This is a genomic window from Humidesulfovibrio sp., assembly GCF_035560995.1.
GTDB lineage: Bacteria > Desulfobacterota > Desulfovibrionia > Desulfovibrionales > Desulfovibrionaceae > Humidesulfovibrio.
Genome location: NZ_DATMYK010000186.1, coordinates 1 through 18142, shown reverse-complemented (window position 1 = coordinate 18142; position 18142 = coordinate 1). Strand labels below are relative to the sequence as shown.

Genomic DNA, 18142 nt, shown 5'->3' with positions numbered 1-18142 from the left:
AGAGTCGTGCCAGTACGAAATTTTTGTTTGAAACTTAGTTGTTCCGGCGTGTTATGCGCGAATGCGCATTCTGCGTAGTTTGAAGGCGCTCAGGAAATCTTGAGCTGATGCGCTGCGTGTGGTGGGATTGCCCTGTGGGGGCGGGCGGTTATGCTGGTATCAGGGAATCCTGAAGGGATCAGGAAAACTTGATTGTGGTCTTAGCGCCGTTTCAAGCGTTCGTTCAAGGCCTGGGGGCTGATGCCCAGGAGGGCAGCGGCTGCCTTTTGCACGCCTCCGGCGCGGTGCATGGCCTCCGCGACCAGGGCGGAGGCCGCGGCGCGAAGGCTGGGCAAGACCGGCAGGTCGGTGAAGGGATTCTGCGGCACGGGGCCAACCGCCTCCGTCTCAGAAATTTCCGCCAGTGCGCGGAAGGCCTCCGGTCCCAGTTGGCCGGCAGGGCAGCGACCAAGGGTGTCGTGGGCCATGGCCTTCAGCTCGCGCACGTTGCCCGGAAAGGAATAGGCCTTGAGCCGGGCAAGCAGGGCAGGCGGACAGTCCGGCACGGGCCGTCCCAGAGGGGTGCAGGCCTCGATCAGAAAATGCTGCATGAGTAAGGGGATGTCCTCGGGGCGTTCCCGCAGGGGGGGCAGGGTCACTGCATGGGTGGCCAGCCGGTAGAAAAAATCGCTGCGGAAGCCATGGTCACCGCGCAGTTCATCAATACGTCTGTTGGTGGCGGCGAGGATTCTCGCCCGCAGAGGTCTCAGGACGTCGCTGCCAAGGGGGTGGTATTCGCGTTCCTGCAGCACGCGCAGCAGGCGCACCTGAGCTTGCTGCCCCAGGTCGCCCACCTCGTCCAGAAAGAGCGTGCCCCCGGCCGCCTGTTCCATGAGACCTTCGCGGGCGCGGTCCGCCCCGGTGAAGGCGCCGCGCACATGACCGAAAAGCGTGTCCGAAAAGGCCTGGTCATCCAGCCCGGCGACGTTCACCGCCACGAAAGGGCCGGTGCGTCGGCTGGAAGTGTGCAGGGCCCGGGCCAGCAGTTCCTTGCCCACACCCGTCTCGCCGGTGATGAGCACGGGCTCTGGGCTTTGGGCCACGGCCTCGCAATAGCGGAAGATGTCACGCATGCGCGTGCTGGTGGTGATGAGTTGCGCGAAATCCTCGGGCCGCTGCGGGCCATCGGCCAGGAAGGAGCGGGAAAGGCTTGCGTTGCCGAGCCTGAGCGCGCGGCGTTCCAGAGCGCGGTCAACGGCGTGGTCCAGGATGGCCATGTCATAAATGGGCTTCTGAAGGTAGTCGAACGCTCCGGCACGCAGGGCCAGGATGACGTCATCCATCTGCCCTTGTCCGGAGACGATGATGACTGGGACGTCGCGGTCTTCCTGGCGGATTGCCGCCAGGACCGCATGTCCGTCCATGGGGGCCATGCGCAAGTCCAGGGTGACAAGGCAGGGGGAGTGCGTGCGGAAGAGGGCGAGACCTGCCTCGCCGTCGGCGGCCTCGAACACCTCGAAGCCCCTGTCGCGCAGGTGGTCTCCCAGGGTGAGCCTCAGCATTGGCTCATCCTCGATGACAAGGACGCTGGCCGGGTTCAGGACGTTCATCTCGCCCGCCCCATGCGTTCCAGAATGTCCGAAAAATCTTGCAGCCGATTCAAGGGCTTGATGAGCACGGCCTCGATCCGGTCGTCCTCGCCGTGTCTCAGGCCGCCGTTTGCGAAGTCGAGGGAACCTGTATGGATGATGTACCGCAGTTCAGGCCTGATGTGGCTGGCCCGCTCGATGAAGGCGTACCCGCCCGTGTCGGGCAGACGGATGTCGACGATGGCTGTGGTGAAGTTGTGCGCGCCCAAAGCATCCATGGCGGCTGTTACATCCTGGTAGGCAAAGACAATGTGCCCACAGTCGACAAGGTAGTCCACCAGGGTTTCACAGATTCTCGCCTCGTCATCGAGGATAAGGATGGTGTGCTGCATGAAGCCAACTCCGTACGCTGGGAGTGTGATATTGCTTCTTGTAGAGATGTCAATATTAAACTGAGCTGCTGTCGCAACTCTCGTCGTTGTCGCCCAGTATGACGGTCGGAACACATGGCCCGGGCGTTTGGCGCCGCCATGATGAGGCTGTTATACCTTCTGGTATTGCTGCCAGGGCGCTGAGTATGGTCCGGCGTGCATCGAGCTCCCGCTTGCAATGCGTAGCGGAATATTTCCCCGCTCTTCAGCAAGTCGAGATGCGCGATTTTCACCGTACCTTGGCTCTCAATGCGGCGGCTGGCGCAAGGGGGGGCGGGGTGAGCTGAATCGGCGCGGTGGAGTAAGGAGGATGGCTTTTCAAGCGGTTGATGAAGACGGGGGTCTGTCTCGGTGTGGCGAGCCTGCTGACGCCCCCCTTCTAGGGTAAGCCAGAGCTACCTCCGGTGTCGCGCTCCAAGGTCTTCAGGATCAGCTTTGGGCAGACGCGCCAACCTCATTTACCGTGCAGCTGGAGCCCGACACGTTCACCCCGAGGCGGTCCGGAGTGAAGCCTTCAGGAGTCCCTCAAGGGCGGTGAGCGTTTTGGTGCCTCAGGTGCGGTGGATTCGGTGCCTGAATTGGGATCACAGCGGAAACGAGTCTTCGCTAGCGGGTGTACTGCTCCGCTCGGCGAGGCGCGTTGTAACGGCGGGGGCGACAGTTATATCGGTGCTGTCATTGGGCTTGAAACGGCACCCCGCTCACTGCTGCCTAATGCCATTCAACGAACATGATGTTGTCAATGGACGCAAGAAATCAGCCCTGGACGCTATTCTGGGCTTGTTGTAGCAATTTTATTTACCTTTTTTACTTATTTGGATTCGGCTGGATTACCAAGTGGCGGAGAGGGTGTCAGTCGAATAGCGCGAGATATCGCAAGAGCTGCAAAGATTAACGCCGATATGGAAAATGATGTGATACCAAAAGTGATACCAACAATTTCCTGGCTGTCGCTGGACGAAGGTGGACGACCAGGAAGCACATTCCCGTTTGTGGATCGCCACGGAAAGATGAAATAGCCTTCGTCCTGGAGTACGTCGCACTCAGGTCAGGTGCTTGCCTCTCCGCTCTTTCCTCGCAAGGACTCATACAGCTGGCCAGGCCCAAGAAGCACGTCCTTTAGCCCCGCTCTCACTCGTTCCGAATTAATCGCCTGGGTGCTCATGTTTGTGTGCGCCGCCAGCGCGTCCATGATGGCATTCATAATTTCCTTGGCCAAGTCGGGGGAGTTCGCGAACTGCTCCTTGGTGTTGCTCTTGGCCTGCTGTTCGAGCATCTCGGATTCTAGGAGTTTGCCCTTGAGCACGTTGTTCACATAAATAAGCTGGTCATCGTCCGTGAGTTCGCCTTCAAAGAGGTCGTTGACCTTGGCGATGATCTCCGCGAGCAGCGCCTTCTCTTTTTCTTGAACGGAACCGTCACCCGATTCGGTCATAGGCTTGATTTTGGGAGCCTCCCCATCGTTCAGCGGAAGAGCGACTTTCCCATGAGACTTGAGGTTGTGGTGGGTCAGCACCACCTTGCTCAGGTCGATGCCATCTCGCTCGCGTCCAAATTCCAGCAAGGGCAGTAGCCGTTTATAAAAGATGGCCTTCTTCTCCACGTCCGTGTCGCCGTAATCGAAAATTTGCGAGAGAAACGCATACATGCGCAGGTAGCTCATGAGGTCGCGCTTGAAGAGGGTGAGCGCATTCATGGTGTCGCGGGCTTCGCCTGCGGCAGTGTCATCTTTTACGGCCTGGGCCGCCGTCAGGGCCTCCTTTGCGGCCTTGAAGCGCTTCAGCAAACGGTCGGCCACGGGGGTGATTGCGGCTGTCAGATCGCCCTGCTTGGCCTTCGGGTTGAGTTCAACGGTGACCACTCTCTCCACTTCCGGGGTGTCATAATGGCCGGAAGCATCGAGCTTGGCCCGAAGGTTGAGGACCAAGTTCGGGTCGGTGACATCCTCAAGCTCCGCTGTGGTGTGGTAGGTTTTGAAAGCGGCCAGCACCTCGGCGGGTTCATTGCGGAAGTCCAGCACGTAGACATTGTCCTTGCCGGGATAGGCGCGGTTGAGGCGGGAAAGCGTCTGAACGGCCTGGATGTTGGCAAGGCGCTTGTCCACGTACATGCCGCACAGCAGGGGTTGGTCAAAGCCGGTTTGGAATTTATTGGCCGCGACCATGATGGAAAATTCGTCCGTGGCGAAGGCTTTGCGGATGTCTCTGCCCTTCAGCATTGGATTGAGCGTTTTGCTGTGTTCGGAGAACGGCTCCGGCCCGGAGTCCTTGTCATTCACTTCACCAGAGAAGGCTACAAGCGTGCCGAGCTTGTAGCCCTGGCTCTTGATGTAGGAGTCCATGGCGATCTTCCAGCGCACGGCTTCCAGGCGGCTGCTGACCACGGCCATAGCTTTGCCACGGCCCCCCAGAAGAGGCTGTACGGTTTTCAGGAAGTGCTCCACCACCATCTGGACCTTCTGGCTTATGTTGTAGGGGTGCAGCTGCACCCAGCGCAGAATGCCTTTGAGGGCCTCGCTGCGCTCGACCTGCGTCTCGTCATACTCCTCACCCTTGTAGGCCAGCCGGAAGGCGGTCTTGAACGGCGTGTAGTTTCTGAGCACGTCGAGGATGAAGCCTTCTTCGATGGCCTGGCGCATGGAGTAGACATGGAACGGCTCAGGTAGATTGCCCGGCCCAACCGGTTGATCGGGGTGCGGGCGCTGGCCGAAAAGTTCCAGTGTCTTGTGCTTGGGCGTTGCCGTGAAGGCCACGTAGGTGATGCCTTTTTTGGCTGCCCGCGCGGCCATCTCAGCGGCCAAGACATCTTCGGTGGAGACCTCGCCGCCGTCCTCAAGCTCCGCCAGTTCGTCCGCGTTGAGCACGGCCTTAAGCTTTGCTGCGGCATCACCGGTTTGGGAGGAATGGGCCTCGTCGGCGATGACGGCGAAACGCTTGCCTTGGGTCGCGGCCAGCTTCTGCACGGTTTCCAGGGCAAAGGGGAATGTCTGGATGGTGCAGATGACTATCTTTTTATTGCCGGAGAGCGCATCCGCCAGGGCTTTGCTCTTGCTGCTGGTTTCGTTGGTGATGGCGGCCACCACGCCCGTAGTGCGCTCGAAGCTGAAGATGGCTTCCTGCAACTGCTCATCGAGCACGGTTCGGTCAGACACGACGAGCACGGTGTCGAAGAGCTTTTTGTCTGAGGCGTCGTGCAGATCGGCCAGGAAATGGGCCGTCCAGGCGATGGAGTAGGTTTTTCCAGAGCCTGCCGAATGCTGGATGAGGTACTTGCCGCTGACGTCTTGCCCCAGTGACTCCTTCAAGATCGCTGCCTGGAGCTTCCGCGTGGCGTCAAGCTGGTGGTAGCGGGGGAATATGAGCGCCTTGATCTGCTTCTTGCTGTCACGCTCGGTCACGAGGTAGCGGCCAAGAATCTCCAGCCAGCTTTCACGTTCCCAGACCTCTTCCCAGAGGTAGGCCGTGGTGTGTCCTTTGGGGTTGGGCGGGTTGCCCGCGCCACCGTCCCGTCCCTTGTTGAAGGGCAGGAAGCGGGTCTTGACCCCTTTGAGCCTCGTTGTCATGCGCACTTCGCTGTTGCTCACTGCGAAATGCACGAGCGCACCGCTGGGGAAGGCGAGCAACGGCTCGGCAGGCTTGCCCTTGGGCTGTGGGTCGCGGTCAAAGCGGTACTGGTCCACCGCGTCCTGCACGGACTGCGTGAAGTCACTCTTGAGTTCCGCCGTAGCCACGGGGATGCCGTTCAGAAAGAGCACAAGGTCGAAGGCGTTTTCATTTTGCAGAGAGTAACGCACCTGCCGCACCACGCGCAGGCGGTTCGCAGCGTAGCGGGCCAGTGCATCTGGGTTCATGGCCAGGGCAGGCCGGAACTGCGCCAGGGGGAGGGTCTGCTTAAGCCCGACCATGTCCACTCCGTGGCGTAGCACCTCCAGGGTGCCCCTCTGGTCCAACACCTGCCGGATACGCTGTGAAAGGGCCGCCCCGGCGCTTGCGCCATGATTCTTGACCAGCGCCTCCCAGGCCTTGGGCTGTGTCTCCTGCACCCAGGAGATCACATCCGTTGGAAACAGGGCGAGCCCTCGGTCGTAGGCCTTGGCGTCGTCCTCGGCGTACAGCCAGCCGTGCACTGCTAAGTGGTCGCAGATTTCCGCTTCGAGGTGGATTTCTTTGTGGAGGGTGCTCATTATTATCCTTGCGCCAGCAAACGAGTGGACTATCGCTTAAACGTTGTGTTTTCGCAGAAATTTACCCACATGTCGCATAGTGCAAACACAAACATGAATAGATCGTCGACAGTGAGTTCCAGCAGCCATTCAGTAGGATTCCGTGGTAGCCGACATGAACCGCCGAATTCGACAGACGCAATCTCCCCGTCCCTCCCAGGTCGAAAGGCGAAATCTCCATGGGCTATCGAGTGCCTCATGCAATAGAGAAAGACGCCCAAGCTGGGGAAAGGAGGAGAAAGGTTGATGATTGCTTCCGGCCAACGATCTCTTGAAAGTCTTTCAAGGGCTGTATTAAGTGGGGGATCAAGTTTAAGGGCTTCAGGAAGCACGATCAAGCTTAATAATGAATTGAACACCTCAGTGACCTCGAATACATCATGCCTGAAGCGTTCTTTCCCCGTTTTTATGTGGAGAATATTCTTCCGAGTTCTGGCTGCAAACTCTTGCATGATCCGATCTGGATTGACGTTTGCCATGCTTCATCCCCCCAAATTCCGCCAGATAATCAGCTAGTCCTAATTCTCCTGGTAGCTCAACTCAAAGAACCGCTGCGCCCGCGACAGGTCGTCTCGGTTGCGGATAGTGATCTCGAAGTCTCCCGTGCCAAAGTGACCGATATTGCTCAGGTCACGGGTGAATCCTTCAATAAGATTCTCCGGCGTCGCCGGGCATTTTACGTAGACGAGCAGACGCTGCTCTTTCACGCGGACTTCCACACAGGCGAAGTTCTTGATGCGTTTGAACGCGATGTAGCACTTGACGACCTTCTTCTCGACATCGTCGCCCAGGCCTTGGAGGGTATCCTCTAAGGCATGATAGAGTTCCTTCAGCGCCTCAGGGGCCTGGGCAAGGTGCTCTGAAACGCTCTTGTAGTGCTTCGCGGTGATTTCTTTCGGTCCCACTGGGATGGTCTCGGCGCTTACCGAATTTACCCGCTCCAGAATGAGGAAGCCATCCGGGAAATGGCGGTAGCGGATCAGCTCGATGTTGCGGTTCATCTGCCGCACGGCGTGCTCATCATAGCGGGTGAAGTCCCCGGCGATGCACAACAGGCGCGGGCCAGACCATTCAATGCCGTCCGCTTCTTTCTTGCCCAACTTGTCGAGCACGAGCAGCTTGAATTCGGCCTGATGGTCCATGAGCCAGTCCAGGTAGAACAGGCCCTGGCTGATGACATTCTCGTTTGTGGTGCGCTTGTATTCGATGATGACCGGGCAGCGGTTCTCGTCGATGCCGAGGGTGTCGATGCGCCCCTTGTGCTTGGCTCCGGTGGAGTACTCCGAGGCCAGGAACCGCACGCCGAGCAGTGTCTCCAGGTTCTTTTCCATGAGCGCCTGAAGCGACCGTTCCAGGGCCAGGGACTGACCTTTGAGTTCTGCCACGCCTTGCGGCCCAGTGCGGAACAGTTTGATGTCGCTCATGTGGCCTCCTTGTCTGCAAGTCCTCTCACGTCAATCTTGCCCGTCACTGCGGCGGAGATGAGCGCAGCGCGGCGTTCCTTGAGCAGTTCGACGGCGCGATTGGCCTCTTGAGTGAGGGTGTCGAGGTGGGCGGTTTGCTTGTCCAGGAACATGACTAGGTCACGTTGTTCTTGTTTGGAAGGGGGTGCTGCAAGAAATGTCGAGTTCACTTGCTCAAGGCCCAACCCTTGCTTTAGGCCGTAGCTGGCACACGCCAACTGCCGCTGTGCTCCTGTTGAGAAAAGCCCGTAAGCCAGAAAACGTCCAAGCACATCCTCTTGCGGCCGGAGAAGGCATACATGCTGGTTAATGTATGCCTCCTCAAGCTGTTCTGGAATATGGGCTACTGCGCCGGTTCTTCCGCCCGTTATGCAGAGTACAACATCATCGGCTTGCAGTCTCGCTCGTTCAGAATCTGTGTCGGTTGGCGGAATAAGCCGCTTGGGATCAATAAGGGCGACATCCATCGCAGAGCCGATGTGCTGGCTTTGGAAAAATGCTGCGCCTTCGTCACCAGTGAGATCAGACCAGCCTCGTGGCCCAGAAGTGATGTGAGTGGTGAGCCATTTTACGGGCACCACCTCCCAATGCTCCGGCACCTCGCCCAGCCACTCGATGCCCGAGTCCTTCATGGGCGCGTTGGGGTTCAAACCCTTGGTGACGGCGTGGGAGATGATGGCCTGGCGCTTTTCCGCCAGCAGAGTGATGAGCCGCTGCTGCTCGGCCACAAGGGCGTCGATCTTGGCGGTTTCGCGGTCGAGGAACGCCGCGATGGTTTGCTGCTCTGGGAGTGAGGGCAAGACTATCGGCATTCGGGAGTGGTACTGTGGGTCAATGTCCCACTGGTTCACTCGTATGCCCTTAGACAGCGACAGGTAGCCAGAAATATAGCGCAAGGAGCGCATTAGGTAGTGCAGGAAGCGCCCATTCGCTGAATGGGTGGCCGCATACACAAAATACGCGGGACTCACTATTCCCCGGTACTCTGAGATGGCTACAGACCCTTGCCACGCCTTCATCTTGTTGAGAACAAGATCCCCTGGCTCGACAAGCTGGTATGTGCCGAGATCATCAGAGGGGTTGTTAAAATTGTCGTCACGACTTGATTTTGGGATAACACCATAATCGCGATATACGGAGAGTAATTCCTCTTCAGAAAATCCAACCCGCTTGATGCGACGAAAATGCGTCCAGAGTGGCTGAAGCCCCCAATGCTCCGGCACCTCGCCCAGCCACTCCACCCCGGAGTCCTTGTACTTCTCGTAGCGCGGGAAGCTCATGCCTGAAGCCCCTCGATCATGGCCAGAATGCGGTCCGTGACCACCAGCAAGTCCGCGTCGATCTCGGCCAACGGACGCGGCGGCTCGAACACGTAGAAGTGCCGGTTGAAGGGAATCTCGTAGCCCGTTTTGGTCTTGTCATGGTCAATCCAGGCATCCGGCGCATGGGGTAGTACCTCGCGCTTGAAGTACGTGGCCACGTCCTCGGCCAGGGGCACGTTTTCGGTGTCGCGCAGGCTGCTGTCTGGCTGCGGCTTGCCCTTAAGCTTGCCCTTCTGGCCCAGCACGATCTTGCCCGCCTCGTCGCGTAGGGGGCGCTCCACTGTGATGGCGCGGTAGCCGAAATCCTGGGTCTTGAAGATGCGCGAGAGGGGCGCGAGTTTCACCTTGCCGCCTGCCGGGGCCTCGGGAGCGGCATCTCCGGGCAGGAGGATGTGCCGGGCCACTTCCTTGCCACCTTCGTCTAGCGCGGTGGCGAGCTTGGCCTCGGTGAAGTCGCGGAACAGCCGGGTAATGTCCGCGATATGCTGGTCGGAAAGCTCCTTGCGCTTGCTGCCCAGACTCTTGCGCATCTTCTGCCAGAAGCTGCTGGCGTCGATGAGCTGGACCTTGCCTTTGCGCTGGACGGGCTTGCGGTTGGAGAGAATCCAAACGTAGGTGGAGATGCCGGTGTTGTAGAACATGTCCGTGGGCAGGCCGATGATGGCTTCCACAAGATCATTTTCCAGAACATAGCGGCGTATTTCGCTCTCTCCGCTGCCCGCGCCGCCAGTGAACAGCGGCGAGCCATTGAGCACGATTCCAAAGCGGCAGCCGCCCTGATTCACGTGGCGCATCTTGCTACAGAGGTGCAGGAGAAAGAGAAGAGAGCCGTCAGAGACGCGCGGCAGGCCCGGCCCGAAGCGCCCGTCGTAGCCATGCTGTTCGTGCTCTTTGCGGACCTCGCGCTCGATCTTCTTCCACTCCACGCCAAAGGGCGGGTTGGAGAGCATATAGTCGAAGGTCTTGTGCGGGTGGCCGTCGTCGGAGAGGGTGTTGCCGGGCACGATGTTGGCAACGTCCTGGCCCTTGATGAGCATGTCCGCCTTGCAGATGGCGTAGGACTCGTCGTTGAGTTCCTGGCCGTGCATGGTGAGCCGGGCCTTGGGGTTGCGCTCGGCCAGGTACTCCCCGGCAACGGAGAGCATACCGCCCGTGCCCGCCGTGGGGTCGTAGATGGTGCGCACCGCGCTGGTGCCCGTCAATTCCTCTTCGTCCTCCACAAACAGCAGCGAGACCATGAGGCGGATGACCTCGCGCGGGGTGAAGTGCTCCCCAGCGGTCTCATTGGATGCTTCCGCAAATTTGCGGATGAGTTCTTCGAACACCAAGCCCATTTGAGCGTTGCTCACTTCAGTCGGGTGCAAGTCTATCTGCGCGAAGCGCTCGGCCACAAGGTAGAGGAGGTGACATTTTGCAAGCCGGTCAATCTGGCTGAAGAAGTCGAAGCGCTCGAAGATGTCCTCCACCTCGGGCGAGAAGGACTGCACGTACTTGGTCAGATTCTCGCGGATGTCGTCCGGCGCGCCCAGGAGCTTGACCATGTCCATTGGGGAGGTGTTGAAGAAATGCTGGCCGGATTTGCGGAGCAGGTAGGGGCCAGGGTTCACGCCAGCCGCCGTCTTGGCTTCGTACTCTGCAAGTACGGCGGGCTTGGTCTTCTCCAGGACGCAGTCCAGACGGCGGAGTACGGTGAAGGGCAGGATGACCCTGCCATACTCGGACTGCTTGTAGTCACCGCGCAGGAGGTCGGCAACGGACCAGATGAAGGCGGAAAGGGCGGGCTGATTCATGGGATGGGGGCTTCCTCGTGCTGAACGATTTACGACCCGCAGGGTGTCCGTGGCGCACATCTCTCCGGGTTGTCGATACGTTACAGAAAGGCGAGTGCTCTGGCTAGAGGGGAGTGTGTCTGCCGTCAGGGGGCTGCCTGGATTCGGGGCAGAGGGGTAAAGAGCGGATGGAGTAGCGGTGCGTTGGCTTCGCCTAGGGGGAGGGAGGAGAACAAAGGGAGACATAACTGCAACCCGACGTCTCCCCTCCCCCTTGCGTGAATGCCGATCCTGTGAAGCGTGCAAATTTGGCCTTCTGGAGGCTTCGGAGCAGCGAGGCAGAATGATCGCCCTCGGCTACTCCTCGGCTTTGTCCCGTGGAGCGAAGGTACCCCTTGAGCCGGGCTCTCTGCGCTGCGTATTTGCCTGAGACCTGCGCGCCTCCCGATACTCCCGTGTCACTTGGCGCTTTCCTGTCCTGTGCGTCCAGATCGCACACGCCGGGATATCCAAGAATGGCTTACGTGCCCGACAGGCACGGACCCCTTCAGATGTTCCGGCACAGTCGAGACAGCGAGCGCGGATGGCTCGGAGTGGAGTGGTGCCCACATTAGCAGGCACCAACGACATGCGAAATGGAAAGAGCGGACAGGACGGCACAGGGCACGTTTTCGGGCCTCCGCCGTTGCACTCGCGACAGTGGGTGCGGATAGCTTCACGGGGGGTGAGGCGCTTCCCTGTGAACGGGATTCGGTCAGTTGATTTGCTCATGTGCTCCCCTTTACTGGGGGCCAAAGCTGGCGATGAGGGACCGGACATCCTCTGCTCGCCAAGCCGACATGCGAGGCCCCAGCTTCACTGGCTTGGGGTAGCGGCCCGACTTGACCCCAGCCCACCAGGTCGAGCGAGCGACGGGAATGAGGTTAAGCACCGCCGGGAGGCGCAAAAAGCCTGTGGCCGGGAGCGTGTTTGTTGAAACGTCTTGCACGGATTATCTCCTATTGGTTTCGGTTGGTTGGAGCGCCTGAAAGGCAAGTGGCTGCCTCTGGCGGAACGCATCGATCGGATGGGGCGGCCGTGGTAAGAGCAAAAGAAAACGCCGCCTCCCTGTGCTGGGAAACGGCGTCTGGATGGCTCTGAGGTAGGGGGATGGTTTAAGTGGCCGGGGCGCTGGGCATGACTATTAACCTAGTCAGGAGGCCTGTTAAGCCCTTCTGACGGGCCTGACTCGGACTCGGCGCTTTGTGGGGCTGACAGTTTGGCCATCCTTCGCTTTTAGGCCTTGCGGCTTGATGGTGGGGGATTGATTTGATCCCTCAGGCTCAAGGGCATGCACAGCTTCAAGCAGGTTCCTTGGCGAGAGGTGGGCATAGCGCATGGTCGTTGTGATGTCCTTATGCCCCAGCCACTCCTGAACGACCTTCAGCGGTACTCCTCTCTGCACCAGCCTTGATGCGCAGGTATGACGCAAGGCGTGGGGCACGAATTGTTTATCCTCCCCTAGCCCCAGGATGTCGGCGGCACGATCCCAAACCTTTCGGAGCCATCCTTTGGGGTATGGGAAGAGCCGGTCCGTGGCGTTCGTCGTCAGAGCGATCCGTTTCTCGACCACCTCTCTGACGCGAGCAGTCATGGGCACTGAGCGTGGCAGATCGCCTTTGTTGACCCACACCGAAATCAGCCCCTGCTGTGTGTCGATGTCGCGCCGGGTGATGCTGGTGAACTCGCCATAGCGCATGCCGGTGTCGATCAGGACCACCACGGCGTCAGCTTCCTCGTCCCGGCTCCACCTGCGGAGCAAGCCAACGAGCGCAGCCTCCTCTCCTGCATCGAGGAACCGGACCCTCCCCTGATACTCTTTACGCTTTGGGACTTTGGGAATCACCGGGCAGCCGCCTCTGTCGTGAGCCACCTGCATCACTTTCCGCAGGCAGGACAGCTTGCGGTTGATGGTGGCATCCGAGTTGCCTTGCTCCATGCAGTGGGCGACGAATCGGTCTATCGCAACAGCATTGATCTTGGATAAGGGACAATTTGTCCCGAAGTAGTCCAGCAGAATCTGGCTATTCAACGCTGCCGTCAGTTCGCTCCGCATACCCGCCCAGTGCGACGAGCGGGTCACCTCAACGGCCTTGCCAAGGAGCCAGTATTTAGAGGCTATCACCTCCTTAACGGCCTTTGGTTTTCGATCGGTCCGACGCAGTTCTGCCCTGATCTCTTGCTGTCGAACCGTTGCTTCCTGAAGAGTATAGCATGTCGCCGTGACACGACGTCCTTTGTAACTCACATCCACCAAATAGCCCTGGTTGCGTCGCCTAATTCCTCTGGGGAGTTCCATCAAATCACCTCTCCGTTTGGGGTGCTGAAGGTCATCAATCAAGCAGGCAATGCGACCATCAAACTTACTCAAGATACGGCCCATTGGTCAACTATTTCAGGAGATTGTTCTACCATGTGAGAAGAATCCGACGGGAAAGGGCCGGAGGATCGCTCCCCCAGCCCCTTCCCAGTGCCAGTCGCGGCCCGGACCTACGGCCTGATGACCCCGCAGAATGAGGGACGGATATCCTCCGGGAGGCAGTCGCAGCCGATGCAGGGGATGTACGCTTCTGTCATCACCTGAAGGGCATCTTCCATCGCCCGGATGATCTTCATCTGCGCCTTGCAGCCATTCGTGTTGCAGGACACTTCCATGATCATGTCGAGCAGGTGCTTCACCTGATCCACAGCACTGCCACCGCCAAGGCTCATCAAGTCCACATGCTTCATGTTCTTCTTGCTCATAACTTCCTCTCGTCGTTACAGGTTCATCGCCCAGGATCGGGCGTACACAAGCCACAGCCATTCATGGAGCGGCTCCCTAGCGCTTCTTCTTGCCGCAGAACTGCTTCTTGATTGCGGCCTTGAGTCTCGCGGCCTTGGGCGTCCCCGTCAGATCGCAGAGCCTGAAGACCGCATCCATGGGGATCACCTCCAGAAGCTCCCCGTCCACCATCTCCCAGCGGACCTCGTAGCCCTCCCTTCTCAGCGTCTCCATCGCAGTGGCGTAGTCCAACATCATCTCGTTTCTCCTCACGGTTGCTGGTTCCTAAAAACACGAAGGCGGCCAGCTTTCGCCGACCGCCCTCGCGTGCCCCTGCCGAGCCTGCTTGCCGAATTGTGGATTGCAGGCACACTAGGATGCTACAATCTGCAATTTCAGCTTGGACCTAAAAGACAGGGGGAGACCAAAGGTCTACCACCTGGATCTGTGTGCAGCTAGAAGTCTCCCTCCTTTATGGTTTCAGTACGGGCATCCTTGGCTCGGCCAAAGGCGGTCCCCCACTGCTTCGTGTCGATCGCTCCAGTGGCGATGGCCTTTGCCTTGGTCCTTGTCACCTTGGATTCGTCCCACTTGAGGGCCTCGGCCAGCTCCTTCTGGTTCACGTACTTGCCGCTCCTGAGGGCCTCGAGCAGGAGGTCGACCTCCTCGCTGGCCGCAGCCTCGAACTCCCAACGATCCTCATCCATCCAGACCTCCCACGACTTGATCCGCTCATCGGGCTTGGCCCTGAGCTTGTCCCACTTGATCTGGAACGCAGTACCGTGGGCAGCCTTCAGTCCGGTGAGCTTCTCCAGGCCCAGGATCACCTCGAAGGTGGTCGCCAGCATGGATGACCCTCGGTAGGTCGAGGCTTTCTTGCCAGAGTGGTGGATGAGGATGCAGGCCTGCCCGAGCTGCTTCATGCGCATGAGGAAGCCCACGATGGGCTGGAAGGCCTTGGAGGCGTTCTCGTCCTCCACATTGGCGAGGGTCGACAGGTTGTCCAGGATCACGAGGTCATAGCCCACGGCCTGGCGCTCCAGTTCGGCCTGTCCTTCGGTGGTCGCGAGGTTGGGGAAGGTCACTGAGGCGTCTTGGAACTGCCGGGCAAAGACGTGCAGGTTCTGTCGGATCAGCTCCTGGTCGATGCCGGGCAAGGCTTTGAGTAGCAGCTCCGTGCGCTCCTTGATGGTGTCCATGGGCATCTCGCCGTCCACGAACAGCACCCGGTAAGGCTTGGGAGTCTCCCAATCCAGGTACTTACCACCACCGGCCACCGCCAGGGCCAGCGAGAGGGCGAACATGGACTTGCCCACGCCAGGAGCAGCGTAGATCAGAGCGCTTTCGCCCTCCTTGAGCCAGGGCGCCACGAGGTCTCCACGGGGAGGGAACTCGTGGTCGAGGATGTCGCCGATGCAGGGGATACGGAAGGCGGAATCAGCAAAGGTCATTCAGGAACTCCCGCTCCACGCCAGGGCACTCAGGAAGATTGCTGATATCGGCCCCTAGTTCTTTCGCCATGGCTTCGAGATAACGATTAAGGTCGTACTGAAAGCGCTGCATGTCCTCAAACCTTCCGATATACATCTGCTTCCACGATGAGAGGTAGTTTCCAAGCCCCTCCAGTATGATTCGCTTGCTGGGACTGGCGCAGGCCTCTTCCAAGGCCATAAGAGCCGAAAGGGCCTGTTCGTGTCTGGTGTGCTCGTCGTTGAACGCATTCGCAATCGCATTATCCATGATGAACCTCTGTGTTTTTCGGCCCGAAGCCGTGTTTGAATGCCCAATCCACCAACACCGCCAACATGAGCGACCGCGAGGGCATCTGGTTGATGCTTCCGTCGTGGAACCGCTCACGGATGGCGTCGAGTTGGCGCTGTTCCTCTGCCGACATGGTGACTGACTTGATTTCGCACGGCGTTTTGCCGTGCTTCCTGTGTTTCATGGAATCCTCGTTAGGGTTTGATTTGATACAGATACTCAGGGCCACAAATGAAAAGAGGCCCCTCAGCACGTCGCCAAGGGGCCTCCTGAAAGAGGGGAGAAGTGGGGAGAGGTTCAGCGGGGTACGCGTGATCCTGCCTGGGGAATTATGGGGACTTGTCAGCTTGCCTGGGCTTGCTCGTGGGATGCCGTAGACACCCGTCACCAGCTGCTCATGAGATGTGTCATCTTGTCCCTGTCTCTTCCTCTAGGTGGCCGGTAATTCGGTCCGATCTGGCCGCAACACTAGGGAGAGTAGGGTGATCTGCGGATATTTTGTTGTTGTTATATGTACATTGAATTCTCCCGCAGTGTTCGGTGAGTAGAATCCTGATAGTGGCACGTGAAGAGGCAGTATGATGCCTTGTTTTCTGTGCAGCCAATCCTGTTGTTCCTGTAGTGTCCGTTAATTCGTGTTCGCTGAAATGGTTGAGAAAATTTCGCATACCGTCATGTGGCAGAACGGCATATCCAAGATCTTACCCTTTCCTGATTGCACTAACCACTTTGAGCCGCCACATCGGGCAAAAACACGCCTGCCCTTTCCGTAGGTGTCCCCTAATTCTCAACCAGCAGAAAACAAAAATAAAAATGGAAAAACAGGCCGGGGCGGAATGCCTATGGCCTAAGTGCAACCGCGTTGCTCTCTTCGCACGTGAGCGACAACGGCAGTGAGGAGACGGCTCCTCAATTCGGCGTGGGTATTCCTGTAGTGTCGGTTAATTCAAGCTTGCCGCTCAACACGCTAAAATATATGATGTAATGACCCTCTCTCCTTCCTGCGGTTGGCGACGAGCCAAATGTTCTTCAGCCCAGCCCCTGTTTCCTAGTAAGTGTCCACTAATTCGACAAAATCTTGAATGATCCCCTGGGAGAGTAGGCTAACAACGCACTTCACGTCCAAGGATGCGATACAGGGTCTGCCTGCTGACTCCGAACTCCTGGGCCAGGGCCTTCTTCTCTTCGCCAGCCTCCGCCCGCGCTTTGAGGGTGCGCTCATCCTCCGGGGTGAGCTTCCGCTCCCGGCCCAGGTGCTTGCCTTGGCTCTTGGCCTTGGCGATGCCTTCCCGCTGGCGTTCCTTGATGAGCGCCCGCTCGAACTCGGCCACGGCCCCGATGATCTGAAGCTGAAGCCGTTGGAAGGGATCATCCTGCCCGGAGAAGGTCAGCCGCTCCTTGAGGAACTGGACCGTCACGCCCTTGCTCGTGAGCTGCCCCAGGAGGCGCAGGAGGTCTTGGAGGTTGCGTGCCAGCCTGTCGATGGAGTGGACGTGCAAGGTGTCGCCTTCGCGCACGTAGTCCAGGCAGAGCAGGAGCTGGGGCCTGGCAGCGTCCGCCGCGCTGGCTTTGTCCTCGAAGACCTTGTCCAGGGCCACGCCCTCAAGCTGCCTGTCCGTCTTCTGGTCCGTGGTGCTGACTCGCACGTACCCGATGTTCGCCATGTCCTGGCCCTCCTCGTGATGGTGTCGCCGGTGGTGTCACGAAAGATCTTAGACAATACGCGAAAGCGTGTCAATTTTGTCAGTGGCGAGGTTATGTTACACGGCGGACAGCGGCTTCCCTGGCTCAGGCTATGTGTAGCGAAAGGTTTACGTTGTGGGACTTGACCGGCCGCTGTATAGCTAGCAAAGATTGACAGGCAAGGGTATAAAGAAGATGAATGTCTACCCCCCCCTAGGGGGGAGAATTGAAAGTAAGTGATCGATATCTGGAGAGTCTGATTTTTGTCCTATATAATGGGAAGAAGTTGACTACCATCAAAAGATGTTAATGCGAATGGGAGAGGGGCGAGTATGGATGTGTTCTATTGGAGAGTGATTTCCGCTGTGACATTGTTGATTTTTGTGATGAGGTTGTTGAGGAACAACAACCAACGAAAAGTAATTGCAAGAAATAGTAGTGTTGCAATTGGTGGAAACAATAGCGGAAATATTAAAATAGTGACATCCGGAAATAGAGGTGAGTTTTCCGGTTTGTTCGATGTGTGGTCGATAGTTACTGGGCTAGCTTCGCTCATAAGCTTATATATCGGCATGCGTTGGTAGATATGGGAACCCTGTTCAAAAAGATCGTCGATAGAACTGAAGTAACTGCCACAGGCTGTAGTGTTGCGGTTGGCGGAGACAACGACGGTCCGATAAGTATCACCCAAGGTCCGAGTGAAGAGCAAATAAAAGCAATTGTCGGTGAGGCCGTAGCACAATACTGTGCTGCCAATATGCCTAGTGATGAAACAGCATGTCCAGCAAGTGAAGCACATTTAGACAAAGAGATCGATAGAATATGTGAGATTATAAAGCGTAGAAAAGCAAAATCAGCACTTGGCATGCTTGATGATCTTTACGAAAAAATTGCAGAAAGTGCACCAAAGAGAATCATTTTTAGAATAATTGCGAACCGTGGAATATGCAATTTGCTGTTAGGAAGAATCGAAGTTGCTGCTAAAATGCTTTTAGAGGCATATGGGTTCGCAAAGAATGAGCCGAAGGCTATTTCGAATTTTGCACTTGGGCTAATCTTGCAAAAAAAATACACAGAAGCATATGCTTTTTCTAAAAGTCAGCTAGGTGCAAATCAAGAT

The 18142-nt window shown here is 57.9% G+C and carries 16 protein-coding genes; 1 reads left to right on the top strand and 15 read right to left on the bottom strand.

Going from position 1 to position 18142, the window contains the following annotated elements; genetic code table 11:
- Nucleotides 1-200: 200 nt before the first annotated feature.
- From VN419_RS07260 to VN419_RS07190, 15 genes are all read right to left on the bottom strand, one after another.
- A complete protein-coding gene (locus VN419_RS07260) occupies nt 201-1589 on the bottom strand; it encodes a sigma-54 dependent transcriptional regulator (protein ID WP_325645980.1) in 1389 nt (462 codons plus the stop codon).
- Nucleotides 1586-1960: a response regulator gene (locus VN419_RS07255; RefSeq protein ID WP_325645979.1), complete on the bottom strand. Its 375-nt coding sequence runs from the start codon at nt 1958-1960 to the stop codon at nt 1586-1588. The genes VN419_RS07260 and VN419_RS07255 overlap by 4 nt, the downstream gene beginning before the upstream one ends.
- Before the next feature lie 1087 nt (nt 1961-3047).
- Nucleotides 3048-6182, bottom strand: a complete 3135-nt coding sequence (locus VN419_RS07250) for a type I restriction endonuclease subunit R (RefSeq protein ID WP_325645977.1) — start codon at nt 6180-6182, stop codon at nt 3048-3050.
- A gap of 29 nt (nt 6183-6211) precedes the next feature.
- Complete coding sequence (locus tag VN419_RS07245) at nt 6212-6700, bottom strand: HEPN family nuclease (RefSeq protein ID WP_325645975.1); 489 nt, start codon at nt 6698-6700, stop codon at nt 6212-6214.
- Nucleotides 6701-6739: 39 nt separating this feature from the next.
- The gene (locus VN419_RS07240; protein WP_325645973.1) at nt 6740-7645 is read right to left on the bottom strand and encodes a DUF5655 domain-containing protein; all 906 of its coding nucleotides are present in this window, start codon (nt 7643-7645) and stop codon (nt 6740-6742) included.
- Nucleotides 7642-8964: a hypothetical protein gene (locus tag VN419_RS07235; RefSeq protein WP_325645971.1), complete on the bottom strand. Its 1323-nt coding sequence runs from the start codon at nt 8962-8964 to the stop codon at nt 7642-7644. Before VN419_RS07235 ends, VN419_RS07240 begins: the two co-directional genes overlap by 4 nt.
- The gene (locus tag VN419_RS07230) at nt 8961-10796 is read right to left on the bottom strand and encodes a class I SAM-dependent DNA methyltransferase (protein ID WP_325645969.1); all 1836 of its coding nucleotides are present in this window, start codon (nt 10794-10796) and stop codon (nt 8961-8963) included. The genes VN419_RS07235 and VN419_RS07230 overlap by 4 nt, the downstream gene beginning before the upstream one ends.
- Nucleotides 10797-11556: 760 nt before the next feature.
- A complete protein-coding gene (locus tag VN419_RS07225) occupies nt 11557-11763 on the bottom strand; it encodes a helix-turn-helix transcriptional regulator (RefSeq protein WP_325645967.1) in 207 nt (68 codons plus the stop codon).
- A 216-nt stretch (nt 11764-11979) separates the two neighbouring features.
- The gene (locus VN419_RS07220) at nt 11980-13113 is read right to left on the bottom strand and encodes a site-specific integrase (protein ID WP_325645965.1); all 1134 of its coding nucleotides are present in this window, start codon (nt 13111-13113) and stop codon (nt 11980-11982) included.
- Between the two features lie 191 nt (nt 13114-13304).
- Nucleotides 13305-13559 (bottom strand): hypothetical protein, encoded by a 255-nt coding sequence (locus tag VN419_RS07215; protein WP_325645963.1) that lies wholly within the window; start codon nt 13557-13559, stop codon nt 13305-13307.
- A 76-nt stretch (nt 13560-13635) separates the two neighbouring features.
- Nucleotides 13636-13836, bottom strand: coding sequence for a hypothetical protein (locus VN419_RS07210; RefSeq protein ID WP_325645961.1), 201 nt, complete (start codon nt 13834-13836; stop codon nt 13636-13638).
- A gap of 197 nt (nt 13837-14033) precedes the next feature.
- A complete protein-coding gene (locus VN419_RS07205; protein WP_325645959.1) occupies nt 14034-15029 on the bottom strand; it encodes an AAA family ATPase in 996 nt (331 codons plus the stop codon).
- On the bottom strand, nt 15016-15318 hold the full coding sequence (locus tag VN419_RS07200; protein ID WP_325645957.1) for a hypothetical protein: 303 nt from the start codon (nt 15316-15318) through the stop codon (nt 15016-15018). Before VN419_RS07200 ends, VN419_RS07205 begins: the two co-directional genes overlap by 14 nt.
- Nucleotides 15311-15523, bottom strand: coding sequence for a hypothetical protein (locus tag VN419_RS07195; protein ID WP_325645955.1), 213 nt, complete (start codon nt 15521-15523; stop codon nt 15311-15313). Before VN419_RS07195 ends, VN419_RS07200 begins: the two co-directional genes overlap by 8 nt.
- Before the next feature lie 919 nt (nt 15524-16442).
- Nucleotides 16443-17003 (bottom strand): recombinase family protein, encoded by a 561-nt coding sequence (locus VN419_RS07190; RefSeq protein ID WP_325645953.1) that lies wholly within the window; start codon nt 17001-17003, stop codon nt 16443-16445.
- A 605-nt stretch (nt 17004-17608) separates the two neighbouring features.
- On the opposite strand from VN419_RS07190, the gene VN419_RS07185 reads away from it, so the two are divergent.
- The coding region (locus VN419_RS07185; RefSeq protein ID WP_325645950.1) for a hypothetical protein at nt 17609-18142 on the top strand (534 nt) is incomplete at its 3' end.